The following is a 23,849-nucleotide window of genomic DNA, read 5'->3' as shown; positions in this document are numbered from 1 at the left end:
CAGGATCGTCCCCATGACCGAGCTCACCTCCGCTATCACTGACTACTGGGATGCCGCCGCGCGGGCATTCGACGACGAACCCGACCACGGCTTGCGAGCCGAGCACACGCGCGCTGCGTGGGATCGGCTGCTGCGCACGTGGGCGCCGGCCGATCCGGCCGACGTCTTGGATGTCGGCTGCGGCACCGGCTCTTTGTCGGTGCTGCTGGCCGCGGCCGGGCACCGGGTGACCGGCGTGGACCTGGCACCGCAGATGATCGAGCAGGCACGGGCCAAGCTGGCGGCCGCCGGGTTCGCCGGGCGGTTCCTGGTCGGCGACGCCGCGGTCCCGCCCACCGGCGAGGCGCGGTTCGACCTCCTGCTGTGCCGGCACCTGCTCTGGACCCTGCCCGACCCCCAGGCGGCGCTGCGCGAGTGGGTCGCCCGGCTGCGGCCGAACGGCCGGCTGGTGCTGGTGGAGGGGCGCTGGGCCGAGGCCGGACAGGCCTATGTGCCGGGAGCCGCATCGCTGCCCTGGAACGGCGGCGTCAGCTCCGCCGACCTGGCTTCCGCAGTGCGGCCGCTCGTCACCGGTCTGCGCATCGAACCACTCAGCGATGAAGCCGACCTGTGGGGCGGCCCCGTGAACGACGAACGCTATGCACTGATTGCTCACATTTAGCGTCCTGACCAGGCCCTGTCCCGCTCGTGGTCAAGGTGCGGCCGCCGCGCTGAACGCATGACTCCGCACGCCGGTCCGGATCGCGAGCAGGTGCTCGAGTGTCGATGGCGGCCGCCTCGTATGAGGCAGCGGCATGGCCGGCGGCTTGCCGCACATCCGCTCCCACCAGGCTCGATGTCCGATCGTCACTAGTGCGACCGGCGGACGAGCCGGAAGAGTGGGACACATGCTCGCAGACGACGAGGGGCGCACACTCGCGGAGGATGACGCGTACGCCGTGCTCAGGAGCCGGGACGGCCGTTTCGACGGCCGCTTCTTCGTCGCCGTCGTGACCACCGGCATCTACTGCCGCCCGAGTTGCCCGGCCGCGCTGCCCAAACGCGAGAACGTCCGTTTCTACCCGTCCTCCGCGGCCGCCCTGGAGGCAGGCTTCAGGGCGTGCAAGCGCTGCCGCCCCGACACCGCTCCCGGCTCCCCCGAATGGAACATCCGGGCGGACGTGACCGGCCGCGCCATGCAAATGATCGCCGACGGGTTCGTCGACCGGGAAGGCGTCGCCGGGCTCGCCGCCCGCCTGAGCTACAGCGAGCGTCAACTACGCCGCCAGCTCATCGCCGACCTGGGCGCGGGCCCTCAGGCACTCGCCAGGGCGCAGCGCGCCGCCAACGCCAGGACGCTCCTGGAGACCACCGATCTGCCCGCGGGCGAGATCGCGTTCGCCGCAGGCTTCTCCACGATCCGCCAGTTCAACGACACCATGCGCAAGGTCTACGGCATGACGCCCACCGCGCTGCGCCCCAAGCACCGAACGCCATCCCGCCGGCCACTTGACGGCACGCCCACGGCTTTTCCTGGAACGCACCGGCGGACGCATGGCATGCTCCACCTACGTCTCACCTACCGCCCACCTCTGGACCTGACCGACCTGTTCCGGTATCTGGCCGCGCGGGCGATCCCCGGCTTGGAGGAGGCCGGCGACGACTTCTACCGCCGGGCCCTCGCCCTCCCCCACGGCCTGGGCATCGTCACGCTCCGGCCCGGGGAGTCGTACGTGTCCTGCGAGCTGCGGCTCGACGACCTCAAAGACCTCCCGGCCGCGGTACGGCGCTGCCGCCGCCTCCTGGACCTGGACGCCGACCCGCGCGACATCAACGACCACCTGAGCGCCGACCCGCTGCTGGCTCCCCTGGTGGCGGCCGCCCCCGGCAGGCGGGTGCCCGGCCATGTGGACGCGGCCGAGATGGCGATACGCGCGATCGTGAACGAGGAAACGACCGCCGGCCGGACCGTGCTGGCCCACCTGATCCAGCACTACGGCACCCCGCTCGAACGAACCGCCGCGACGCCTGAACGCATCACCCATGCCTTCCCCAGCATGGAGGTGCTGGCGAACGCGGACGTGCCGGCCCCGGTCGCCGCCCTGGCCCGGGCTTCGGCCGCCGGCACGGTGCGTCTGGGCCCCGAGACCGACCGCGCCCACGTCGAAGGCGAGCTCCTGGCCCTGCCGGGCATGGAGACGGAGGCCGTGGCACGCCTCCGCATGCGAGCCCTCGGCGACCCCGACGTCTTCCTGCCCGCCGATCCCGCGGTCAGAGCGGGTCTCCGCCGCCTCGGACCGGCGGCGGAACAGCGGGTTCCGCGGTGGCGTCCGTGGCGCTCGTACGCAATGCAGCACCTGCGACGGATCCCCTCCACCTGAGCACGTCAGTAAGGACCCCATGTCGACCTATCGGTCCCTCCTCACCACCAAACCGGACTTCCGCCGCCTCTGGCTGGGCGCCTCCGTCTCCGTGATGGGCGACAGCATGACGTTCATCGCGCTGTCCTGGCTCGTGCTGGCCCAGCGGGATGGCACCGCGAAGCTGGGCCTGCTGGCCGTCTGCTACACCGCCCCGGTCCTGATCGGCGGCCTGGCGGCCGGTCCCGTGCTCGACCGCTTCGACAAGCGGACGATCCTGATCGCCGACAGCGTCCTGCGTGGTCTCGTGGTGGCGTCGATCCCGCTGGCGGCCGGGGTAGGCAGCGTGCCGGAGTGGCTCCCGTTCGTGGTCGCAGCCGTGTACGGCCTGCTGAAAATGGTCCCGATGGCCGCAGTCCCCGCGGCCCTCCCGGACCTGGTGGCCCCCGGGCAACGCGACGCCGCCAACGCGTTGGAGTCCGTGAGCTACTCCCTGTCGGGAATCATCGGCTTCACGCTGGCCGCCCCTCTCCTGACCATGCTCGGCCCGGCGAACCTGCTGGCCTTGGACGCCGCCACCTACGCCTGCTTCGCCTTCGCGCTCATGCGGATCCGCACGCCCCTGCGGCCCCACCCTCAGCAGATCGAGAAATCCCGTCCCAAGACCACGGTCTTCCGCGACAAGGTCCTCGTCGGTACGACCTTGGCCTTCATGGCGTTCAACATCGCCGAAGGCGCGATGACCATGGTGGTGGCCCCATGGCTGGCCAAGGAGCAGCTTCCGGGCAACGGCGCCACCCTGTCGCTCCTGATGGCCGCCCTGTCGGCGGGCGAGTTGCTGGGCGGCTTCGTCGCGGGAGCCTGGCGCCCCAGGATCGGCAGGCCGGCCGCGATCGCCGTCGTCCAGCTCGTGGCCGCCGCAGGCATCCTCGCCGTGCTGGGGACTCCCCATTGGGTCCCGGTCACGGCGGCGTTCCTCATCGTCGGGACGTTCAGCGCCCCCATGACGGTATGGGCGCAGTCGTTGCGCATGGAACGTGTCCCCCCATCGCAGCGCGGCCGCGTCTTCAGCGTCTTTCGCACGATGATGCAGGCAACCCCGCCCATCGGCGCCGCCCTCGTCACGCCGATGCTGGTGGCAGGCAATCTGCCAGCGGCAGCGATCCTGATGACCGCGCTGGCCGGCGTGCCGGCCCTCGGTCTGCTCCTGCTGCGCGAGAACCGCATGCCCGAGATGGATCCCGGCCTCCAGCGGATCGGAGGCCACCGCGACGACGATCACGACGTCATCATCGCCGCACCGGAAGCCTCCCGGGAGCGCTGAACCCACAGGGTGTGGATAACTCGCGCCTCCTGTGGATAAAGCCTGGCACGCGTGGCCTCACCACAGCGCCGCCCGCACGTCGGGCCAACGCTCCGTCAGCATCGGCCGGCCTGGCATTGCCGCAGCACAACCCCGATGTGGCCGGTGTTAGAGCGGGGCCGGGCCACGAAAAGTAGGGATCCCGAGGAGGTCGTCCCCCTTCCTCCTGATTCACGAAGCACGCGGTCCACAGCCTGTGGACGACGAGACCGCTCATCCACCGTGACGGGCGGTCCGAATGCCCTCAGAAGGTCAGTCCAGCGCCGGCCGCGATGCTCCTCGCCACCTGGGCCGGCGGAGTGCCGGTCGTGTCCACGACGTGGCCTTCCCGGCTGAGCCAGGGGAAGGCCTCGCGGTAGGCCGGCAGGTGCTTCATCCGCCAATTCGAGGCCGCCGCATCGTCCGCCTCGATCCGGCGGGCGAGTGTGTCCTGGTCGGTGTGCAGCACGAAGTCCCCTAGCTCCGGCAGGTCGGAGACGGTGCACAGCATGTGGCCGACAGTTCTTGACCAAGCGCTCGCTAGGGTCTTATATCGGGTCATGGATATATGTAGGGATTCCGATATTCGCCGGGATCGGGTCGATGCCTAGTCAGGATCAGCGGCGGGCCGAGACGCGGGCGCGGCTGATCGACGCGGCGGCCGACCTGTTCGCGCGCAAGGGATTCCACGCCGTCTCCGCCGAGGCGGTGGCCGAGGCCGCCGACCGCACCACCGGCGCGCTCTACAACCACTTCGGCGGCAAGGAAGGGCTGCTCCTGGCTCTGCTGGAGGTGTGGAAGGAGCAGGCCGCGGCCGAACTGCTCGCCGGGTTCGAAGAGGAGATCACCGGGCTCGACGAGCGGCTGGCCGCCATATTCGCCGCCCTCACCCGCCAGGACGACGATCGCGGCGCGTCATGGCTCCTGCTGGAGATGGAGCTGTGGCTGCACGGCGCGCGCGCTCCCGCCATCGCCGAGCCGCTGGCCAGACGGTACGCCGACGTACGCGCCCGGCTCGCCGAAGGGCTGTCCGGCTGGGCCGAGGCGGCGGGCGTGCCGCTCCGCCGATCCCCCGAGGAGACGGCCGTGGCGGTGCTCGGCGTGCTCATCGGCTGCGCACTGCAGCACCGGCTCGATCCCCCGGCAGTCGAGGCGCGGGCTGTCGTGGAGAGCCTGCGCGACCTGCTCGGGCTGCACTGACGAGGCCAACGCCCGCGCCGAAGGAGGCATCCATGCGAATCGACCTGCTCGAAGACACCTGGGAACGCCAGGTCCCGCACGACCAGTTCGACTACCTGCGCCGCAATGCGCCCGTTTACTGGCACGAGGTGCCGGACGACACGGGGTTCTGGGCTATCACGAAATATCAGGATGTGAAGGCGATCAGCCGGGACGCGCACACCTGGTCCACCCAGCTCGGCACCGCGTTCATCCGTACGCAGACGCCCGAGTTCATCGCCATCGCCAGCCTGACGCTCCTGAACATGGACCCGCCCAAGCAGACCCGCTACCGCCGGCTGATCAGCGCGGGCTTCACGCCCAAGATGATCGCCCAGCTCAAGGGCACGATCCAGCGGCGCGCCGAAAAGATCGCCGACGCCGTGCTGGACAAGGGCGGCGAGGTGGAGTTCATCGAGGACGTGGCCCAGTACCTGCCGCTCCAGACGATCTGCGACCTGGTCGGCGTCCCCGAAGAGGACCATGCCCTGATCTTCGACTGGTCCAACCGCATGGTCGGATTCCAGGATCCCGACTTCCGCTCGACGCCGGAGGACGGCGAGATCGCCGCCGCCGAGGCGTTCGCGTACTGCGACGGGATGGTCGAGGAGCGGCGCAAGCACCCGCGCGATGACATCATCACCGCCCTGGTGCAGGCCGAGGTGGACGGCGACCGGCTGACCAGAGACGAGATCGACTCGTTCTTCGTGATCCTGTTCGTGGCGGGCAACGAGACCACCCGCAACCTCATCGCGCACGCCATGAACGCCCTCATCACCCATCCTGACAGCTACCGCGACCTGGCCGCCGGGCTCGGCGACGAGGACCTGTGGCGCACCGCGACCGAGGAGTTCCTGCGCTGGGGCTCCTCGATCCACAACTTCCGGCGCACCGCGACCAGGGACACCGAACTTCGCGGCCAGCCGATCGCGGCGGGCGAGAAGGTGGTCACCTTCTACGCCTCCGCCAACCATGACGAGGAGATCTTCACCGACCCCCACACGTTCGACATCCGGCGCGACCCGAACGACCACGTGACGTTCGGCGGCGGCGGACCGCACTTCTGCCTGGGCGCCAACCTGGCCCGGCTGCAGATCCGCAGCATGATCAGGGAGCTGCTGCGCCGCTTCCCCGCCGCCGAGCACGCCGGTCCCGTCAGGCGGATGCGCTCGGACTTCATCAACGGCATCAAGCACATGCCCGTCCGCTTCAGCTCATGACGGAAGCGTGGCGTACAGGTCGGTGCCGGTGCCTGTCCGGGTCCAGCACCGTGGCGTACCTCATCCCCCAGAAGTCTCTCCGGTCATAGCGGCATGGAGGCGCAGGTACGGCTCGGCGTCCTTCGGCCTGTTCTGGCGCTGCAGCGTACGGCCGAGCAGCAGATGCGCGTACCCCTCGGCCGGGTCGCGCTCCAGGACCAGCCGCAGCTCGGCCTCGGCCCGGCCGAGCTGGGCCGAGTGGTAGTAGGCGCGGGCCAGCAGCAGCCGGGCGGCCAGGTTGTCCGGGGCCGCCGCGACCACCTCGGCCAGGATGCGAGCGGCCCCGATGTAGTCCTCCGAGCCGAAGAACAGGCGGCCGCGCTCGTACTCCTCGGCCAGCTTCTCGGTCAGCATGTCACTCCTCTCCCGGGACGGGCCCGTCGGCGTGCGGAACGCGGTCGGCGGGGACGACGCCCAGGCGGCCGGCCTGGTAGTCCTCCATCGCCTGGATGATCTCGGCGCGGTTGTTCATCACGAAGGGGCCGTAGTGCACGACCGGCTCGCGGATCGGCTGCCCGCCGAGCAGCAGCACCTCCAGGTTCGGCTCGGCCTGGGGCTGGGTCTGGTCGGCGGCGACGGTGAGCGCCCCGCCCTGGCCGAAGACGGCCAGTTGCCCCTTGCGTACCGGCCTGCGCTCGTCCCCGGCGAAGCCCTGCCCGGCCAGCACGTACGCGAGGGCGTTGAAGCCGGGGTTCCACGGCAGCTCCAGCCGCGCGCCGGGGCTCACGGTCGCGTGCACCATCGTGATCGGGGTGAACGTGACGCCGGGACCGGCGTGCCCGTCCAGTTCGCCGGCGATCACGCGCAGCAGCGCGCCACCGTCGGCCGAGGCGAGCAGCGCCGCCTGGCGGCCGCGGATGTCCTGGTAGCGGGGCAGGTGGAACTTGTGGGCGCGGGGCAGGTTGACCCACAGCTGGACGCCGTGGAACAGGCCGCCCGAGACCACCAGGTGCTCCGGGGGCTTCTCGATGTGCAGCAGCCCGGACCCGGCGGTCATCCACTGGGTGTCGCCGTCGGTGATCGTGCCGCCGCCGCCGTTGGAGTCCTGGTGTTCGAAGATGCCGTCGATGATGTAGGTGACGGTCTCGAAGCCGCGGTGCGGGTGCCAGGGGGTGCCCTTGGGCTCGCCGGGGGCGTACTCGATCTCGCCCATCTGGTCCATGTGGATGAACGGGTCCAGCAGGGACTGCGGCACGCCGGCGAACGCGCGCCGTACCGGGAAGCCCTCGCCCTCGAACCCGCTGGGCGCGGTCGTCACCGACCGTACGGGCCGGCGTCCGACGGCGGCCGGGTCAGGTACGGCGACGCGCGGCAGGGTCAGGGTGTCGGCGGTGATGGCGGGCATGATCTCTCCTGACTGTTGAATCTTCAATCACTGCTCGCCTGAACACCGGGGCATCATCAGGCATTCCCCGGACCCGAACTACATGACCGACCGGTCGTTAATATAGTCTGGTCGCATGACAGAAGACGGCCGGCGGCTGCGTGGGATGCGCAGCCGCGAGACGGTCCTCCAGCAGGCGGTGGAGCTGGCCTCCATCGACGGGCTGGCCGGACTCTCCCTGGGACGGCTGGCGGCGGCGACCGGCATCAGCAAGTCCGGACTTTTCGCGCATTGGCGCGACAAGGAGCAGCTCCAGCTCGATGCCGTGGAATGGGCCACCCGCCAATGGACCGAGCAGGTGGCGGAGCCCGCGCTGCGCGCCCCCGCGGGCGTGCGGCGCCTGTTCGCGCTGCACGAGGCGCGGCTGACGTTCTACGGCGATGGCGTGCTGCCCGGTGGGTGCTTCTTCTTCGCCGTGCAGGCCGAGTTCGACGACCGGCCCGGAGCGGTGCGCGACCGCCTCGCGCGGGCCATGAGCGAGTGGCAGGAGTTCATCCGCCGGCTCGTGGTCGCCGCCGTGGAGCGGGGCGAGCTGGTCGAGAGCGTGGATCCGGCCCAGCTCGCCTACGAGATCGACGCACTCGGCGAGATGGTCATCATCCATTCCCGGCTGCTCGACGGGCCGCCTGCCCTCGTCCGTGCCCGCCGTGGCGTACTGCAGCGCCTGCGTGCCCTCTCCCCTCACCCCGAATTGCTCCCGGAGGATTGACATGATCGAATTCGGCGTTCGCGAGCCGGTCCAGGTGCACTTCGATGACCTCGACGCGATGGGCCTGCTGCACAACTCCCGCTACGCCTTGCTGGTCGAGCGGGCGATCACCGCCTACTGGCGCCGGCTCGGCTGGGCTCCCGACGCCGCCGTGTCGGCGTTCAAGGACGTGTTCCTGGCCGTGCGCGAGTTCAAGGTGACCTACAACGTCCCCATTGCGGGGGTGGGCGAGCCGCTGGTGCACTTCTGGATCGACCGCCTTGGCCGTACGAGCGGGGTGTACGGGTTCCGCGTGCTCTCGGCGGATGGCGCGGTGGTGCACGCGGAGGGCTATCGCGTCAACGTCAACCTGGACCCCGCCACCTTCCGGCCGGCGCCGTTCAGTGACGAGCTCCGCGCCGCTGCCGCGCCTCTGATGCTCGCGGCGGCGGCGCCGTGCTGAGGTCACGCTGGATCGCAGGTCCGGCGGCGGCACAGCCCGGCCCCTTGGTGGCCGCACTGACCGACTTCCGGACGAACCGGATCCTCGACCTGCCCGGCATCGCCCGGCGTGGCCGGTCACTCAGCCGCCTGTGGCCGACGCTGCCGGGCGCGGTGGGCATGTGGCTGTGGACGGACCTGGCCACCCGCCGGGTGGGTTCGCTGTCGGTGTGGCGCGACGAGGGCGATCTCCAGGAGTTCGTCCGGCTCCGCGCGCACGTACAGATCATGCGCGAATACCGGCACCGGGGCACCCTCCGCTCCCGCATCTGGCAGATCGACACGCTGGACAAAACCGCCCTGTGGCGAGCCCTTTGACGCGGGAGCAGAGGGGCGGGCTCAGGCCTGTCCCGCTTCCCGGTTCCGGGTGAAATGGAAGGGGCAGTGTGTGCCACCCAGCCCGATGGTGGTACGGCGGTCGAATCGGAAGCCGTGCCTGTCAGGTTCGATGGCCTCGATCCAGTTGGCGTCGAACGCGCACATGGCCGGCGTCAGCTCCGGCGCCCCGTTGGCGACCAGCACGTCGTGATAGAAGCACCGGCGGACGTCGACGTGATAGCGCTGATCGTCGTCGACCGGCCGGTCGAAGACGAACCCTTTCCCGAACGCCTGCTCCTCACGCGATTTGCTCAGCGCCACCATGGCCTGGAACGGGTCCGGTGCGGCGTCCAGCATCGCCCGGGTCCCCTCCTTCATGGTGTCGCCGAGCGGTTCGATGAACGCCTCGCGCACGGCGGCGACGGCCGCCTCCCGCCCCAGCCGGGGCAGCAGAACCTGGTACGCGGCCGCCAAGGCCACGGTCAAGCGCAGGTTGTAGCGGGCCGGCTCGTCGACGATCAAGTGCTGGCCGGCCGCTTCGAGCTCCTCCTGACGTGCCCGCATGGCGGTCAGGAGCTCGCCGGGAAGCGCGTGCTCGCGCAGGATGGCGGCGAGGTGGTCGTAGAAGGCGTCGAGCAGGAGGGCGGTGTCGCGATCGGGATCGGGGACGTAGCCGCCCTCGGCGAGGCCGAACTGGTCGGTGGACATGACGGTCCTTTCGTGTACGGCTCGGCACGCGTACACGACCGTGATCCTGCCTGGAGGCACGACTGGCCGTGCTCGCGACCGAGCGAGCACGCCAGCGCACTCCACCGACCGACCAGGCGCTGACAAGCTTGTGTTGATGTTGTCCCGGCCAGATTGCCACGCCTTCGGCGATCATGTCCAGCCATGCCTCGCCCTACCGGCCTCGGCGCACCCGCTCGGCCAGGAAGTCCTCCCAGGTACGGCGGCCGACGGCGTGGTCGGGAGCGAGGTTGGCACCGGCGCGGAACGCGGCCGCGGCCTTGCCCGGACTCCGGACCGGCAGGACCAGCCGGCGCTTGCCGGTGGCCTTGAGGTAGTCGCGGGCCAGGTCCTCCATCTTGTGCACGCGCGGCCCGGCGATGTCCGGCACGAGCCCGGCCGGCTTGTCCAGGGCGAGCTCGACCAGCCGGGCCGCCACCTCACCGGTGTCGACCGGCTGGAACCGGACACCGCCCCACGTCATCAGCACCGGCAGCTTGGCCATCAGCCCCAGCGTCAGCCAAACCCAGTCGTGGAACTGGGTGGCGCGCAGCGTGGTCCACGGCAGTCCGGACTCGGCGATGATCTGCTCGGCCTCCCGCTTGGCCGCGAAGTAGCCGAACATGGCGCGGTCGACGCCGCTGACGACCGGAACCCGGTCGGCGCCGACGACCGAGACGTACACCACGTGCGGGGCACCCGCCCGCGACGCCGCCTGCACCAGGTTCCGGGCCTTGACCTCATCTCCCTTGGCACTCCCCGCGCAGTGCACGATCGTCTCGACCCCGTCCACCGCCGCCTGGAGCCCCTCACCGGTGGAGATGTCGCCGGTCACGTACTCGATGCCGGCCTCGTGCGGGTGGCCGCCCCGGCTGAGCACCCGCACCGCGCAGCCGGCCTCCCGCAGCAGCGGCACCACCAGGCGCCCCAGCGTGCCCGTCCCGCCGGTGACCAGAATCTGTGACGTCATGGCTTCCTCATTCGCTCGTTTCGTGGGCCTCTAGTGCGCTGACCCGGCGCGAGGGAGGAATGTGACACCCGGGCGAATCCGCTGCTCGGGCGGGACTCCCGGCGCGGCCGTCACGCGTGCGGCACGTCCTTGATGTCGTACTCGCCCTTGCCGTCGTCGGTCGCGGCGAGCATGCCGGAGCCGCCACGCTGCGGTGCGGCCGCCGCAGCGGCGGCGGCGACGGCCAGGACCGCGGTGACGGCCAGCGCCGCCACCAGGATGATCTTCTTCGTCTTCATGCCCGCCACTCTGGCGGCCACCGCTTGGTCATCAGTTGCAAATGACGTGGAACACACCCAGAGTGGCTCCGGAATAGCGTCGGCCACAGAGGCCGTTGAGCACGGGGGTGGCGCGAACGCCACGATGGTGGCGGATGATTCGGATGCCGGGCTTATGCCCTCCCAGGGCAGGCGCCACCGACTATCTGACTCAGGGAGCAGCGCTTGTCTCGCAACTCGGCCGAACTACGCCCAAGAATCGTCTCCGCCGTCTATCCCGCCGGCCTGCTGGCGCCGCCACCTCGCACGTTGCTCGACATCCTCGACGAGACCACGCGCCTGCACCCGGAGGCGCCCGCGCTCGACGACGGCACCGTGTGCCTCGACTACCGCTCGTTGCGTGCCGAGGTGGACCGGGTCGCCGCCGAGCTGGCGGAAGCCGGGGTCGGCCGCGGGGCCAGGGTCGGCGTGCGCATCGCGTCGGGGACGGCCGAGTTGTACGTCTCCATCCTCGCCGTGCTCGCGGCCGGTGCCGCGTACGTGCCCGTCGACGCCGACGACCCGGACGAACGGGCCGAACTGGTCTTCGCCGAAGCCGGAGTCGACGCCGTCCTCACCGGCGAGCTGACGGTTCACGGCGGCGCGGGGACGGCTGCCACGCCGCCCCTTCCGGACGACGACGCGTGGATCATCTTCACGTCCGGTTCCACCGGCAGGCCGAAGGGCGTCGCGGTGACGCACCGGTCCGCGGCCGCATTCGTCGACGCCGAAGCGGGACTCTTCCTGCCGGATCGTCCGCTGGGCCCCGGCGACCGGGTGCTGGCCGGTCTCTCCGTGGCCTTCGACGCCTCATGCGAGGAGATGTGGCTGGCCTGGCGGCACGGCGCCTGCCTCGTGCCCGCGCCCAGGGCCCTGGTGCGCACCGGGATTGACCTGGGACCCTGGCTGGCCGCCCAGCGCATCACAGCCGTCTCGACCGTACCGACGCTGGCCGCGCTCTGGCCCGTCGAGCACCTCGGCGGGATCCGGCTGCTCATCTTCGGCGGCGAGGCGTGCCCTCCCGAGCTGGCGGAGCGGCTGGCCGTACCGGGTCGGGAGGTGTGGAACACGTACGGGCCCACCGAGGCGACGGTGGTGGCGTCCGCGGCGCGGCTCACGGGCGACGGCCCCGTACGCATCGGGCTGCCCCTCGACGGGTGGGACCTGGCGGTGGTCGACGACTCGGGCGAGCCGGTGGCCATGGGCGAGACCGGCGAGCTGGTCATCGGAGGCGTGGGCCTGGCCCGCTACCTGGACCCGGCGAAAGACGCCGAGAAGTACGCGCCGCTGCCGTCGCTGGGCTGGGAACGCGCCTACCGCAGCGGTGACCTGGTACGGGCCGATTCCGAGGGCCTGATCTTCGTCGGCCGGGCCGACGACCAGGTGAAACTCGGCGGGCGCCGGATCGAGCTGGGCGAGGTGGACGCGGCGTTACAGGCGCTGCCCGGCGTCACCGGCGCGGCCGCCGCCGTCCGCACCGCGGGTGGCGGGCACCAGGTGCTCATCGGTTACGTCGTCACCGGGCCCGGCTTCGACATCGCTGAGGCCCGCGAACTGCTCGCCGGCTCGCTGCCCGCCGCTCTGGTGCCGCGCCTTGCGGTGGTCGACTCCCTCCCGACCAGGACCTCCGGCAAGATCGATCGTGACGCGCTGCCCTGGCCGCTGGCCGAGCCGCCCGCGCCCGCAGCCGAGTGGAGCCCGGCCGAGGCGCTGCTGGCCGAGCGGTGGACCGGCATCCTCGGCGTGCCGCCAGAGGGACCCGACGCGGACTTCTTCGCCGACGGAGGCACCAGCCTCGCCGCGGCCAGGCTGGTGTCCGTGCTGCGCCCCGACTATCCGGATGTGGCGGTGGGCGACGTGTACGCGCAGCCGACGCTCGCCGGGCTGGCACGGCTCCTGGTCGCGAGAGGTGAACGCGAGCCCGCGCGACCGCCCGTGGTCCCCATGCCCCGGCGCGCTGCCCTGATCCAGTCCTTGCTCATGGTCCCGCTGCTCACCGTCGGCGCGATGCGCTGGATCGTGCTGCTCGCCGCGCTCAACAACCTGCTCGCGCCGCCGTGGGCACCGGCTCTGTCATGGTGGTGGGTGGCTCTGGGCGCGCTGGCGTTCGTCACCCCCATGGGGCGGATGGGCCTGTCCGCGGCGCTCGCCCGGCTGCTGCTGCGCGGCGTACGGCCGGGCAGCCATCCGCGCGGTGGCAGCGTACATCTGAGACTGTGGTTCGCCGAGCAGTTCGCGGCCAGGCTCGGCGTCCCCGACCTGGCCGGCGCGCCCTGGATGGCGTGGTACGCCCGGCTGCTCGGCGCCCAGGTCGGCGCGGACGCCGATCTGCACTCGCCCCCGCCCGTCACGGGACTGCTCAGGCTGGGCCGGGGCGCGTCGGTCGAGCAGGAGGTCGACCTCAGCGGCCACTGGTACGACGGCGACCTGCTGCACATCGGCGAGATCCGGATCGGCGCCGGCGCCACCGTCGGTTCCCGCGCGACGCTGCTGCCCGGCGCGAGGATCGGAAAGAACTCCCGGATAGCCCCGGGATCGGCAGTCGTCGGCACCGTACCCTCGGGCGAGCTCTGGGCCGGCGCGCCGGCGTTCAGGCAGGGCAAGTCTCGCAAGCCGGGAGAGCGAGCCGCCCGCTCGCGCTTCTGGGCGTCGATGTACGTCCTGACCGCCATCACGCTCAGCCTGCTCCCCGCGGTCGCGGCCGGGGCAGGTCTCGCGGTGCTCGCCGCGTTCGCCCGGGACGCCCGCACGCTCGGCGAGGCCCTCGCCGCTGCCCTGACCGGTGTGCCGCTGGCGACGATCACCGGTATGGCGGCCTTCGCCCTGATCACGCTGGTCAGCGTGCGGCTGCTCGGGCTGCGCCTGCGCCCGGGGCACCACCCCGTGCACAGCCGCCAGGCGTGGCAGGCCTGGGCGACGGGACGGCTGATGGCCTCGGCGCGCGTCTGGCTCTTCCCGCTGTACGCGAGCGTCCTGACCCCCGCGTGGCTGCGGACGCTCGGCATGAAGGTGGGCCGCGGCGTCGAGCTTTCCACGGTCCTCGCGCTGCCCACGATGACGTCGGTCGGCGACGGCGCCTTCCTGGCGGACGACACGATGGTCGCCCCCTACGAGCTCGACGGCGGCTGGATGCACATCGCGTCGGCGCGCATCGGCAAGCGCGCCTTCCTGGGCAATTCCGGGATGACCGCACCCGGCCGCAAGGTGCCCAAGGACGGCCTGGTCGGGGTGCTGTCGGCCGCGCCGAAGAAGGCCAAGTCCGGCTCCTCGTACGTGGGCATGCCTCCCATGGAGCTGCGCCGCACCGCCGAAGAGGCCGACAGGAGCCGGACCTACAACCCGCCCGCACGATACAAGGCGGCCCGCGCGCTGGTCGAGGCGTTCCGCGTGGTCCCCGCGATGTGCGCGGTCGCGCTCGCCGTCCTGGTCGCCGCCGCCTTCGAAGGGCTCGCGGCACGGTACGGCTTCGCCGCCGCGGCCGCCCTGGGCGGCGTGGTCATGCTGGCCGCCGGGGTGGCCGCGGCGGCCGTCGCGACGGCCGCCAAGTGGGCGTTGGTCGGCCGGATCGGGATCGGGAACCAGCCGCTGTGGAGCTCGTTCGTGTGGCGCAACGAGCTGGCGGACAACTTCGTCGAGGTGCTGGCCGCGCCCTGGTTCGCGCGGCCCTGGCTGGGCACCGCGCCACTGAACGTGTGGCTGCGCTCACTCGGGGCACGCATTGGACATGGGGTCACATGTGACACGTACTGGCTCCCCGAGGCGGATCTGGTGACACTCGGCGACGGGGCATGCGTCAACCGGGGCTGCGTCCTGCAGACCCACCTGTTCCATGACCGAGTCATGAGCATGGACACGGTGACGCTCGAGGCCGGCGCGACGCTGGGCCCGCACGGCGTGGTGCTGCCGGCCGCGCGGGTAGGCGCCGACACCACGATCGGGCCCGCCTCGCTGGTCATGCGCGGCGAGATCGTGCCAGACCGGGCCCGGTGGTTCGGCAACCCCATCACGGCGTGGCGATGACGTCCTATTTCCCACAGCACGGCGACCACCGGTACGGCGTCTCGCACTACGACCTGACCCTGAAATACCGCGTCCCGGCCAACCGGCTCGACGGCACGGCCCGGCTCACGGTGTCCGCCGCCGAACCCCTCAACGCCCTCGACCTGGACCTCGGCAGGTTCCGGGTCTCGGGCGTCACCGTGGACGGCGGCTCGGCCCGCTACTCGCACGGCCAGGGCAAGCTCCGCGTGACCCTGCCCAGGCCGCTGCCGGCGGGAGCGCACGTCCTCGTCGAGGTGCGCTACTCGGGCAGCCCTGTACCGGTGCCGAGCCCCTGGGGCGGCCTGGGCTGGGAGGAACTGACCGATGGCGCGCTCGTCGCCGGCCAGCCGATCGGCGCGCCCTCCTGGTTCCCGTGCAACGACCGGCCCGGCGACAAGGCGTCCTACCGGATCTCTGTGACCACCGCGTCGCCGTACCAGGTCATCGCGAACGGCGTGCTCGTCGCCACGCGCCGCGCCGCCGGGACCACGACGTGGATCTACGAGCAGAACGAGCCCATGGCGAGCTACCTGGCGAGCGTGCAGATCGGGCGCTACCAGCTCTCCGAGGTCGCCGGAACCCGCCTGGCCCATCCGGCGCGCCTCGCCACGCGCGTGCGGCACGACTTCGGCCGCCAGGGCGAGATGATGGCGCTGTTCGCCGACTTGTTCGGGCCCTATCCGTTCACCGGCTACACCGTCGTGGTGACGGACGACGACCTGGACATCCCGGTCGAGGCCCAGGGCATGTCGATCTTCGGGCGGAACCATGTCGACGGCGTGCGCGGGTGCGAACGCCTGATCGCGCACGAGCTGGCGCACCAGTGGTTCGGCAACAGCCTCACCGTGGCCCGCTGGCGCGACATCTGGCTGCAGGAGGGCTTCGCCACCTACGCCGAGTGGCTCTGGTCGGAGGCCTCGGGCGGCCCGCCCGCCGACGACCACGCCAGGCGCTGGCACCACCGGCTCGCGCTGCTCCCGCAGGACTTCATCCTGGCGGATCCCGGCGCGGCGGTGCTGTTCGACGACCGCGTCTACAAGCGGGGCGCACTCACCCTGCACGCTCTGCGCCGTGCCCTGGACGACCAGGTCTTCTTCCTCGCCCTGCGCGCCTGGACCGCCGAGCGCCGGCACGGGAGCGTCACTACTCAGGAGTTCGCGGGTCACGTCCAGCGGCACACCTCGCGCCCGGTCGGACCGCTGCTGTCCGCCTGGCTGCATGACAAGCCGCTTCCTCCCCTGGGCCCGTCGCCGCGCCATTGATTCCCTGCGACTAATTTCCATGCCCAGCCCCGCGACCGCTGCGCTTCGCGGCGCGATGACCGTACGTCAACCGCCGCAGCAGAGTCTCCGCCGGCCCCCTTAGCCCGCGCGGCGCGAGCAGTGCGGCGAGCGCCACGGTGCTCAACCATGTGATCACGGCGATCCCCGAGGCGGCGGCGTCGCCGACGCGCGGGCCGAGACCTCCCAGGTACGGCGCGAACACCGCGACGAAGACCACCGATTGCAGCAGGTAGCAGGTCAGCGACCACTGCCCGCACGCGGCCAGCGCCCTGACCACCGGGCCGGGAGCCGTGCGCCCCGCCACCAGCCCGACTACCGCCGCGTACCCGAGACCGCCGGCGATGCCGGTCAGGCTGTGCAGCACGTACATGGACACGGAGACGGCCGTCGGCGGTGCCCAGACCTGCGTGTCGATCAGCATCAGCGGCACCCCGCCGACGACCGCCGCGCCCAGGCCGCCCACCGCGACCCTGGAGAGCAGCGCCCGGTGCGCGGCGGGCTCCTCCAGCAGCCGCCGGCGGGCCGCCCAGATCCCGAGCAGGAACGCCGACACAACGCTCGCGGCGAAGTACGTGGGTGTCATCGCGATCCAGCCGATCAGCCGCATCACCGTCGCCTCGATGGGGTCGGCCATCGCGGCAGGCGTGTCGCCCTTGGGCGCGGAGACGGTGAGCAGTCCGAACGCGGCCACCACGGCGACGTGCAGGACGAGCCCGGCGCCTGCGGCCCGCAACACGGCCCGGTCGTCGCGCCGGACGAACCCGACGAGGACCAGCCCGACCAGCCCGTACGCCCCCAGAATGTCGCCGAAGAACAGCAGCAGCGCGTGGCAGAACCCGAACGCCAGCAGCCACAGGCTCCGGCGCCGCAGCACCCGCCGCACCTGCGGCCAGCTCCGGCCCGCGGCGAGCCGCCGGTTCGTCAGCTGGGCGAGCCCGTAGCCGAACAGAGCGGCGAACATGGGGAGCGCACGCCCGTCCACGAGCAGGATCTGGACCCCGGCGACCAGCCGGTCGACGGCGCTGCCGTCGAGGGCGTAGCCACGGAAGCCGCTCTGGTGGCCGGACAGGTACATGTGCGCGTGCGCCACGGCGATGAGCAGCAGCATCAATCCTCGCGCGAGATCGGGCGCGAGCGACCGGTGCGCGATGGGCACGGCCCCCTGAGCAGGAGCCGGCGGAGCGATGGACATGGCTATCCCTGAAATTAGATACACAGATGTAGCTTATGCGGCACACGATAAGCTACAGCCGTGTACCTAAGCAAGCGGGGATGACGATGGGCGACCACAACACACGGACCCGCCGGCGCGGCGAGGAGCTGATCAACGCGATCCACACCGCCGTGCTGGAAGAGGTGGCGGAGGTCGGGGTGGGGCGCCTGACCATGGACGGGATCGGCAGGCGGGCGGCGACGCCCCGCACAACGCTGTACCGCCGCTGGTCCGACCCGATCGAGGTGCTCCTGGACGCGCTCTACCACATGCACCCGGTCGAGGAGCCGACCCCGGGAGCCGACGACCTGCGCGGCGACCTGGTCCGTGCACTCAAGCTCATGGTCGACTGGGCGTTCAGTCCGGCGGGCCGCGCGGTCTCGGCCATCCTCACCGACCCCCAGCGCACTCCGGAGGTGTCGCAGGCGCTGTTCGAGCGAGTCTTCGCCCACCGGGGCGGCACGTTCACCAGCACCGTGCTGCACCACTACGCCGAACGCGGCCGCTTCCCCGCCGAACTGCTCACGCCGGTCGTGGTCGACATCGGCGAGGCCCTCGTCACCAAGCGCCTCATCGACACCGGGGCGCTCCCGAGCGACGCCGACCTCGAAGCCATCGTCGACCAGGCCATCCTGCCCGCGATCGGACTCGGCCCGGCGACGTCATGACCTCCCGGCGGCACCGTCCTGGGGATCCGTCCCGCAGCCCGTTGTCGTGAACACCACGTGGCGGTGAGGCCGACCGGCCTGTTTCCTATTCTCGGTTGGCGGCGAGCAGGGCGAGCAGCATCTCGCGTTTCTCGCGCACCAGCCGCAGGCCTTCCTGGGCGGTTGCGTGGATGTCGGCAGCGCTTGCCTGTTCGTGGCCGAGCAGTGCGGTCACCACGTCATACAGCGACGACAGGCCGTGGTCGCCGCCAAGGTACGTCGTTCCCGCGCCCAGGCTCCTCAGGGCCGGCTCGTGCAGGTCGAAGGCCGACCGCGGCCCGCTGTAGAGGATGACGGCGTCCGCCGTGCCGATGGCCGAAGGGATGGCCATGATCGCGCCGTCGAGATAAGGTGCCGCCCCGCCGCGCCGCCCACTCGGCGGTCTCACGGGCACCTGGTGACGTACCGGAAGTCAGGTTCACCAGGACCCGACCGTCCAGGACCTCGCCCAGCGGATCGAGGAGTTCGTGCACGGCGTCGTAATCCGAGACGCAGACGATCACGAGCGGGCTGGCCGCGACGGCGTCGCCGACCGAGCCGGCGAGCCTCGCGCCCTGAGCGACGAGCTGTTCAGTCTTAGCTGCCGTGCGGCTCCACACGGTCGTGGGGTGCCCGTCGCGCAGGAACGCTCCGGCCAGCGCCTGGCCCATCAGACCCAGGCCTATGACCGTCACGGGAGTGTGGGCGGCATCGCGATTCTGCATCATGTGCTCTTCCTCGAGCGGGTTGGTGGTCATGGCAGAATCCTCAACGTTCACACCGATATGAAGGTCAAGAGGGAGTGAGCGTGCTGATTGGGGAGCTAGATGCCACCGAACGGCGTGTGTCTCGGCCCTATCAGGGATGCGACTCCACCACGCTGGAGTCGGCCGCCTCCCCATCGAGGACCACTCCGTGATCCAGGATGGTTCGCAGGGCATCGCTCAACGTGCAGCCACGGCCTCGGCCTCGGCCAGCGGGGGCAGATGCCGGATGGTGCGGCTCAACGTGGCGCCCAAAGCCACGACCGCCATGACGGACGCGATCGACAGCAGGGCGGCCGTCACGCCCCAGCGGTCCAGGATCAGTCCCGAGGCGAGCGGCCCGACCGGGGTCACCGCGCTGCCGATGAGGGCGAGGCTGCTGATCACTCGGCCCTGCAAGTGGTCGGGCGTGATGGTCATCTGGTAGGTGAACAAGATCGCATTGGCCGCCGGGGCCAGGAAGAACGCCGCGGCCAGCAGCGGTCCGATGGCCCAGGCGGTGGGATGGACGGCCATCGCGGGAATGGCCGCGGCGGCGACCCAGAACATCGCCAGGACGACCGCCGCCGGGCTGCGCTGCTGCAGCCGGGGGGCGGCCAGCGCGCCCAGCAGTCCCCCGGCGCCGGAGATCGCCATCATCAGGCCGACATCGGCCGGTGCGGCGCCGCTCTGCCGGGCGGCGACGATCGCGGTGAAGGTCAGCGCGGAGAACACAGCAGGTAAGCCAGGAGCTCTCCGGCAAGAGGGACCGTTCTCCCCAGGTTGAACAGCAGGCCGCCCAGCGGAGGGCCGGCGATCGAGGCTCCGTACTGGCGGGCTTCGTTGTGCGCGAGGGCCTGAGGCAGGTGCTCGGCGGGAACCACGCGCCGTAGCATCGCCGTCTCCGCCGGCTGGAAGAACACCCCGCAGGCGCCGCTGATCACAGCCGCGGCCAGCAGCATCCGCCAGTCGAGCAACCCGAGCAGCGAACCGGCGACGGTGGCGGCGAGAAGAGCGGCTCGCATGAGATCGCAGCTGAGCATCGTGCGCCGCCGATCCCACCGGTCGACCAGGGCGCCCGCCGGCAGGCGCAGCGCGATGCCGGCGGCCATCGCGGCAGAGCCGATCAGCCCGGCGTGGCCGGCCGAACCGGTCAGCTCCAGCGCCAGCAGGGGGTAGGCGACGGAGGCGACCTGGGAGCCCAGCGTCGAGGCCAAGGTGGCGCTCCAGAGCAGGACGAAGTCGCGGTTGCGGCACAGTGACTCACTCATGATCGCGATTATTGTACATTTTTTCAAAAATGTACAATGCCGAGTTGTACGGAACTGCAGTACTGTGCAGACATGGATGCCGAGGCAGTGCCCTTCACCGAGGCGCGCGCCCAGCTGGCCGAGCTGATGGGGCGGGTGGCCTACGGCGGCGAGCGGATCGTGCTCAGCCGACATGGCAAGCCGGTGGTCGCTTTGGTGTCGATCGCCGATCTGGAAAGGCTTCAGGCGATGGACGGCAGCGGCGCTGAGCAGGTCATCACCCTGGGGCGGTCGTCGTTCGACCGGGCCGGGCCACCGCCTGCTGCGCCGCCACGCCGTTTGGACATCGCGGCACAGGACAGTCCGCCGGGCGACGCCTCCTGCTGAATCTGCTCTGAGGCACCCAGGGCGTCGAAGACGTAGGTCGACAAGGCATCGCGCTCTCGCGACACGCTGTTCTGATCCGCGCCCCGACCCTGGACACGGTACTGATCGTGGGCGGCACCCCCCGGCGTGACACCGTGCAGTCGCTCCAGCGGTGTCCGTGGGCAGGCCCCGGCCGGTCGCCGGGCCGAAGGACCGGAGCACGGCGCGGTCAGTGGGAGTCTGGTCTGGGGATATGGATGCCGGCGGCGCGGAGCTTGGTCTCGAAAAGCGCGGCCAGCCGCGCCGCGGCCGGCGTCTGTGCTTCGCCGTGGTGGGCGATCAGCGTGTACCGGGCCGCGGCCTCGGTGCGGGCTTGCAAGCCGGTCACGGTCTTCAGCAGTGCGGGGTTGGCGAGGTAGTGGTCGGCCGCGGCGGTGGCGAGCTCGGCGATGCGGGGGTCGTCCGGTTCCCAGGCCGCGGCTTCGGCTGCGCGCTTGGTCAAGGCGACGAGCCGGGTGTCTTCGAGGGCGTGCTCGAAATGGGTGAGGTAGTCGTCGAAGCCTTCTGGGACCAGGGCCCTGGCCAGCACCCAGCCCTCCCTGGTGGCCGCCACCTCGTCCGCGGGGAATCCGCGGCCGAGCATCCGCTCCAGCAGCGCCACAGCGCGGTCGGGCAGCAGAGCCCGGTCACCATCGGCGAGCCGATGCAGCGTGTCACGTCGCGCGGTCAACTCCTCGATCCGTTCGGTGAGCTGCCGCTCGACGTCGGCGAGTGCGGCGGCGAACAGCGCGGCATCGGCGTCGAGCAGGGGCCCGATCTCGGCCAGCGGCACCCCGGCGGCGGCCAGCGTCCGGACCTGCACCAGCCGCAACAGATCGGCCGATCCGTACCGCCGGTAGCCGGAGCTGTCGCGTTCCGGCTCCTCGACCAGGCCGAGCTTGTGGTAATGCCGCACCGTCTTCACCGTGACGCCGACGAATGCCGCCGCCTGCCCGATCGTGACTCCGTTCCTCATCTGCTCAGCCTGCCTTGTGCTCGAGCTCGGCGACTACACACGCCACAGCCGAGCCCGTTGAGCTCGGCGTGGCCCCGGTCCGCGTTCTACCTGATGCACGACCGGAAGGGGTCGCCCTTCGAGGCGTACGGGTCACCGGTGCTCAGTCCGCCGGCTGAGCCGGATCGGCCTGCCCACCGCAGAACACCTCGTTGACGAGCCTTTGCTGGGCGTTCAGGAAAGCTGTCGCGATGGACAGGTCGGCGTCGTCCACACAGTTCAGCGCGGCGGTCAGGGTCTTGCTGCCGTCGGGTGTGCTGTACATCAGCGCCGCGTGGCCCACGGCGGCGCCGTTGTGGGAGATGACGGTGCCGCCGCCGTCCGTGTTCACCACGAACACTCCCAGGCCGTAGTCCATGTTCGGGATGCCCGTCGGGTGCGGGGTGCACATCTCGGCCAGCAGCGGGGCCGGCAGGAGCTTGCCGCCCATCAGCGCGGAGATGAACGTGTGGAGGTCCTGGGTGGTCGAGATCATGTCGCCGCCGCTGGAGATCCAGGAGGGGTTCTGGCGGGTGATGTCGATCGTCTTCTGCTGGCCGGCGTCCTCGTACCGGTAGTAGGCGTGGGCGTGCGGCTCGGGGATCTCCGGCGAGGCGGCCGGCACCACAGTGCCCGACAGCCCGAGCGGCCCCAGGATCAGCCGCTGCATCTCCTCGGCGACCGAACGCCCGGTGACCTTCTCGATCAGCAGCCTGGCCAGCACGTAGTTGGTGTTGGAATAGCTCCAGCCCGTCCCCGGCTCGAACCGCGCCGGCTTGGACAACGCCAGCTCCACCAGTTCCTGCGGCCGGTAGGTCTTGAGCCGGTTGTCCACCCACTCTTTGCCCGTGGTGCCGTAGGGGATGGGGATCCCCGGCACGACCGTCCCGTCGTCGTAGACCTCGCCGCTGAAGTTGAACACCCCGCTGGTGTGCTGCAACAGCATCCGCACCGTGATCCGCTCGTCCAGCCCGAACTCGGGCAGGTAGTCCGCCGCCGGGGTGTCCAGCCCGACCTTGCCCTCGGCCACCAGTTGCAGCACCAGGGTCGCGGTGAAGGTCTTGGTGTTGCTGCCGATCCGGACATGCCCGTTCGTCGGTGGCTTCGCGGTCCCGCCCAGCTCGGCCGCCCCGGCGCTGCCGACCCACTCGCCCCGCTCATCGTGCACGCGCAGCGACACCCCGACGAAACCGGAATCGACGATCTCCTCGATCGCCTTCTGCAGCTCCGGGCGATCCTGCCCGGAAGCAGCCGCCGACGCAGCCCCGCTGTCCGCAGTGGCCATCCCGGCGGCGTCGAGGGCGGCGGTGATCTTGCGGGCCATCTCGGCCGTGGTGGTGCTGGGCTTGTCCTGGTGGACCTGGGCGGCTTCGATGGCGAGGAGGATGGTGCCGCGGAAGTTGTCGGCTTCTGCCGGAGCTTGCTTGCCGAGCAGCTCCATGGCTGCGGTCAGGGCCGGCAGCACCCGGTCGGCGAGTTCGGCGACGGTCTTGCCCTTCAGTTCGATGTCCTTGGCCTTCGCGGCGAGCACGTGCCCGACCAGACCGGTCGCCGACGTCAGGGCGATGGAGGCATTCGTGGCGGCCTTGTGGGGCGAGCCGGTGGCGGCGGCCATCAGCGATACGGCGCCGTACGCGGCGGTCCGCAGGGTGCTCTTGTCCTGGCCGGAAAGGGCGATGGACATGGTGGTTTGCTCCTTTAAATCTGTTATGTCCGGTCGGCGTCGTGCCGCTGCGACGAGCTTCCACCCTGACCCAAGGTCAACCTCAACCGTGATCTAGCTCACAACTACTTTCGGGGTTGGGACAACTTCGGGAGCAGGACGCCGTCCCCGTCGGGTGATCGTTCTCCGGCACGACACGGCTCGGGCTGGACAACGCGCTCGCCGCGGTCACCTCCGCTGCGGCGGCCGTCAGGGGCGGCAGGTGGTACTGACCACGACGAAGTTCGGCCGGTTCGCACGCAACATGGCCGAGGCCGGCGAGATCCTGACCGGCCTGCGCGTCCTCCAGGCCGGGGGCGCGGCGGTGGATGTCGGAGAAGCGTCCGACCGGCGGCTCGGGCGTGCTGATGGCGAGCGCGAACGCCTCCGGAAGGCCGTCCATGCGGCCGCCGGAGAACGCGCCCTCGATGGCGTCCCGACCACGTCCCAGCGGCTGCGGCGCGCCCACTTGGGGATCTCGGACCAGAGGT

General features: G+C 71.0%; 26 protein-coding genes and 1 pseudogene. 13 read left to right on the top strand and 14 right to left on the bottom strand.

The window, feature by feature from the left end; all coding sequences use genetic code 11:
• Positions 1-13: 13 nt before the first annotated feature.
• From ACTMTI_RS05260 to ACTMTI_RS05250, 3 genes are all read left to right on the top strand, one after another.
• Positions 14-661 (top strand): class I SAM-dependent methyltransferase, encoded by a 648-nt coding sequence (locus tag ACTMTI_RS05260; protein ID WP_441118462.1) that lies wholly within the window; start codon positions 14-16, stop codon positions 659-661.
• Positions 662-887: 226 nt separating this feature from the next.
• A complete protein-coding gene (locus ACTMTI_RS05255; RefSeq protein WP_441118461.1) occupies positions 888-2,360 on the top strand; it encodes a DNA-3-methyladenine glycosylase 2 family protein in 1,473 nt (490 codons plus the stop codon).
• 19 nt (positions 2,361-2,379) lie between these two features.
• Entirely contained in the window at positions 2,380-3,663 is a 1,284-nt protein-coding gene (locus tag ACTMTI_RS05250; RefSeq protein WP_441118460.1) for an MFS transporter, read from the top strand.
• A gap of 283 nt (positions 3,664-3,946) precedes the next feature.
• On the opposite strand, the gene ACTMTI_RS05245 is transcribed toward ACTMTI_RS05250, so the two are convergent.
• Positions 3,947-4,192: a hypothetical protein gene (locus ACTMTI_RS05245; protein WP_441118459.1), complete on the bottom strand. Its 246-nt coding sequence runs from the start codon at positions 4,190-4,192 to the stop codon at positions 3,947-3,949.
• A 92-nt stretch (positions 4,193-4,284) separates the two neighbouring features.
• On the opposite strand from ACTMTI_RS05245, the gene ACTMTI_RS05240 reads away from it, so the two are divergent.
• Both ACTMTI_RS05240 and ACTMTI_RS05235 read left to right on the top strand, forming a co-directional pair.
• Positions 4,285-4,881 (top strand): TetR/AcrR family transcriptional regulator, encoded by a 597-nt coding sequence (locus tag ACTMTI_RS05240; RefSeq protein WP_441118458.1) that lies wholly within the window; start codon positions 4,285-4,287, stop codon positions 4,879-4,881.
• 32 nt (positions 4,882-4,913) lie between these two features.
• Positions 4,914-6,119 carry a cytochrome P450 gene (locus ACTMTI_RS05235; RefSeq protein WP_441118457.1) on the top strand — a complete coding sequence of 402 codons (1,206 nt, stop codon included), beginning with the start codon at positions 4,914-4,916 and terminating at the stop codon, positions 6,117-6,119.
• Positions 6,120-6,179: 60 nt separating this feature from the next.
• On the opposite strand, the gene ACTMTI_RS05230 is transcribed toward ACTMTI_RS05235, so the two are convergent.
• Together ACTMTI_RS05230 and ACTMTI_RS05225 are read right to left on the bottom strand one after the other, a co-directional pair.
• Positions 6,180-6,512 (bottom strand): tetratricopeptide repeat protein, encoded by a 333-nt coding sequence (locus ACTMTI_RS05230; RefSeq protein WP_441118456.1) that lies wholly within the window; start codon positions 6,510-6,512, stop codon positions 6,180-6,182.
• A 1-nt stretch (position 6,513) separates the two neighbouring features.
• Positions 6,514-7,503: a pirin family protein gene (locus tag ACTMTI_RS05225; protein WP_441118455.1), complete on the bottom strand. Its 990-nt coding sequence runs from the start codon at positions 7,501-7,503 to the stop codon at positions 6,514-6,516.
• A 115-nt stretch (positions 7,504-7,618) separates the two neighbouring features.
• Between ACTMTI_RS05225 and ACTMTI_RS05220 the strand changes: the two genes are divergently transcribed.
• Genes ACTMTI_RS05220 through ACTMTI_RS05210 form a run of 3 tightly spaced genes read left to right on the top strand, consistent with a single transcriptional unit; the run spans position 7,619 to position 9,049 of the window.
• Positions 7,619-8,251 (top strand): TetR/AcrR family transcriptional regulator, encoded by a 633-nt coding sequence (locus ACTMTI_RS05220; RefSeq protein WP_441118454.1) that lies wholly within the window; start codon positions 7,619-7,621, stop codon positions 8,249-8,251.
• Position 8,252: 1 nt separating this feature from the next.
• Positions 8,253-8,693: an acyl-CoA thioesterase gene (locus ACTMTI_RS05215; protein WP_441118453.1), complete on the top strand. Its 441-nt coding sequence runs from the start codon at positions 8,253-8,255 to the stop codon at positions 8,691-8,693.
• On the top strand, positions 8,687-9,049 hold the full coding sequence (locus ACTMTI_RS05210) for a hypothetical protein (protein ID WP_441118452.1): 363 nt from the start codon (positions 8,687-8,689) through the stop codon (positions 9,047-9,049). The genes ACTMTI_RS05215 and ACTMTI_RS05210 overlap by 7 nt, the downstream gene beginning before the upstream one ends.
• 21 nt (positions 9,050-9,070) lie before the next feature.
• Here ACTMTI_RS05210 and ACTMTI_RS05205 read toward each other — a convergent pair whose 3' ends face one another.
• The 3 genes from ACTMTI_RS05205 to ACTMTI_RS05195 all read right to left on the bottom strand — a co-directional run bounded on the left by ACTMTI_RS05205 (position 9,071) and on the right by ACTMTI_RS05195 (position 11,023).
• On the bottom strand, positions 9,071-9,757 hold the full coding sequence (locus ACTMTI_RS05205) for an L-2-amino-thiazoline-4-carboxylic acid hydrolase (RefSeq protein ID WP_441118451.1): 687 nt from the start codon (positions 9,755-9,757) through the stop codon (positions 9,071-9,073).
• A gap of 193 nt (positions 9,758-9,950) precedes the next feature.
• A complete protein-coding gene (locus ACTMTI_RS05200) occupies positions 9,951-10,745 on the bottom strand; it encodes an SDR family oxidoreductase (protein WP_441118450.1) in 795 nt (264 codons plus the stop codon).
• A 110-nt stretch (positions 10,746-10,855) separates the two neighbouring features.
• Positions 10,856-11,023 carry a hypothetical protein gene (locus ACTMTI_RS05195; RefSeq protein WP_441118449.1) on the bottom strand — a complete coding sequence of 56 codons (168 nt, stop codon included), beginning with the start codon at positions 11,021-11,023 and terminating at the stop codon, positions 10,856-10,858.
• Positions 11,024-11,227: 204 nt separating this feature from the next.
• Between ACTMTI_RS05195 and ACTMTI_RS05190 the strand changes: the two genes are divergently transcribed.
• Together ACTMTI_RS05190 and ACTMTI_RS05185 are read left to right on the top strand one after the other, a co-directional pair.
• Positions 11,228-15,061 carry a Pls/PosA family non-ribosomal peptide synthetase gene (locus ACTMTI_RS05190; protein ID WP_441118448.1) on the top strand — a complete coding sequence of 1,278 codons (3,834 nt, stop codon included), beginning with the start codon at positions 11,228-11,230 and terminating at the stop codon, positions 15,059-15,061.
• Positions 15,058-16,344 carry a M1 family metallopeptidase gene (locus ACTMTI_RS05185; RefSeq protein WP_441118447.1) on the top strand — a complete coding sequence of 429 codons (1,287 nt, stop codon included), beginning with the start codon at positions 15,058-15,060 and terminating at the stop codon, positions 16,342-16,344. The genes ACTMTI_RS05190 and ACTMTI_RS05185 overlap by 4 nt, the downstream gene beginning before the upstream one ends.
• 10 nt (positions 16,345-16,354) lie before the next feature.
• Here ACTMTI_RS05185 and ACTMTI_RS05180 read toward each other — a convergent pair whose 3' ends face one another.
• Positions 16,355-17,557, bottom strand: a complete 1,203-nt coding sequence (locus ACTMTI_RS05180; RefSeq protein ID WP_441118446.1) for a DUF418 domain-containing protein — start codon at positions 17,555-17,557, stop codon at positions 16,355-16,357.
• A gap of 80 nt (positions 17,558-17,637) precedes the next feature.
• Between ACTMTI_RS05180 and ACTMTI_RS05175 the strand changes: the two genes are divergently transcribed.
• A complete protein-coding gene (locus tag ACTMTI_RS05175; protein WP_441118445.1) occupies positions 17,638-18,246 on the top strand; it encodes a TetR/AcrR family transcriptional regulator in 609 nt (202 codons plus the stop codon).
• A gap of 85 nt (positions 18,247-18,331) precedes the next feature.
• Here the strand turns inward: ACTMTI_RS05175 and ACTMTI_RS05170 are convergent, their stop codons facing one another.
• Together ACTMTI_RS05170 and ACTMTI_RS05165 are read right to left on the bottom strand one after the other, a co-directional pair.
• On the bottom strand, positions 18,332-18,673 hold the full coding sequence (locus tag ACTMTI_RS05170) for a hypothetical protein (protein ID WP_441118859.1): 342 nt from the start codon (positions 18,671-18,673) through the stop codon (positions 18,332-18,334).
• 28 nt (positions 18,674-18,701) lie between these two features.
• Positions 18,702-18,935, bottom strand: a pseudogene (locus ACTMTI_RS05165) (NAD(P)-binding domain-containing protein); the annotation flags it as partial.
• On the opposite strand from ACTMTI_RS05165, the gene ACTMTI_RS05160 reads away from it, so the two are divergent.
• A complete protein-coding gene (locus tag ACTMTI_RS05160; RefSeq protein WP_441118857.1) occupies positions 18,894-19,070 on the top strand; it encodes a hypothetical protein in 177 nt (58 codons plus the stop codon). The pseudogene ACTMTI_RS05165 and the gene ACTMTI_RS05160 overlap by 42 nt on opposite strands.
• 138 nt (positions 19,071-19,208) lie before the next feature.
• Here the strand turns inward: ACTMTI_RS05160 and ACTMTI_RS05155 are convergent, their stop codons facing one another.
• On the bottom strand, positions 19,209-19,742 hold the full coding sequence (locus ACTMTI_RS05155; protein WP_441118444.1) for a hypothetical protein: 534 nt from the start codon (positions 19,740-19,742) through the stop codon (positions 19,209-19,211).
• A complete protein-coding gene (locus ACTMTI_RS05150) occupies positions 19,727-20,278 on the bottom strand; it encodes an MFS transporter (protein ID WP_441118443.1) in 552 nt (183 codons plus the stop codon). The genes ACTMTI_RS05155 and ACTMTI_RS05150 overlap by 16 nt, the downstream gene beginning before the upstream one ends.
• Positions 20,279-20,350: 72 nt before the next feature.
• On the opposite strand from ACTMTI_RS05150, the gene ACTMTI_RS05145 reads away from it, so the two are divergent.
• Positions 20,351-20,644 (top strand): type II toxin-antitoxin system Phd/YefM family antitoxin, encoded by a 294-nt coding sequence (locus ACTMTI_RS05145; protein WP_441118442.1) that lies wholly within the window; start codon positions 20,351-20,353, stop codon positions 20,642-20,644.
• A 208-nt stretch (positions 20,645-20,852) separates the two neighbouring features.
• Here the strand turns inward: ACTMTI_RS05145 and ACTMTI_RS05140 are convergent, their stop codons facing one another.
• The 3 genes from ACTMTI_RS05140 to ACTMTI_RS05130 all read right to left on the bottom strand — a co-directional run bounded on the left by ACTMTI_RS05140 (position 20,853) and on the right by ACTMTI_RS05130 (position 23,827).
• Positions 20,853-21,638, bottom strand: a complete 786-nt coding sequence (locus tag ACTMTI_RS05140; RefSeq protein WP_441118441.1) for a MerR family transcriptional regulator — start codon at positions 21,636-21,638, stop codon at positions 20,853-20,855.
• Between the two features lie 142 nt (positions 21,639-21,780).
• On the bottom strand, positions 21,781-23,340 hold the full coding sequence (locus ACTMTI_RS05135; protein WP_441118440.1) for a serine hydrolase domain-containing protein: 1,560 nt from the start codon (positions 23,338-23,340) through the stop codon (positions 21,781-21,783).
• A gap of 82 nt (positions 23,341-23,422) precedes the next feature.
• Positions 23,423-23,827 carry a hypothetical protein gene (locus ACTMTI_RS05130; protein WP_441118439.1) on the bottom strand — a complete coding sequence of 135 codons (405 nt, stop codon included), beginning with the start codon at positions 23,825-23,827 and terminating at the stop codon, positions 23,423-23,425.
• Between the last annotated feature and the right edge of the window lie 22 nt (positions 23,828-23,849).

Origin of the sequence: Nonomuraea sp. H19, assembly GCF_052068215.1 — a bacterium.
Lineage (GTDB): Bacteria > Actinomycetota > Actinomycetes > Streptosporangiales > Streptosporangiaceae > Nonomuraea.
The sequence above is the reverse complement of the archived record's forward strand: the minus strand, read 5'-3'. Positions and strand labels throughout refer to the sequence as shown.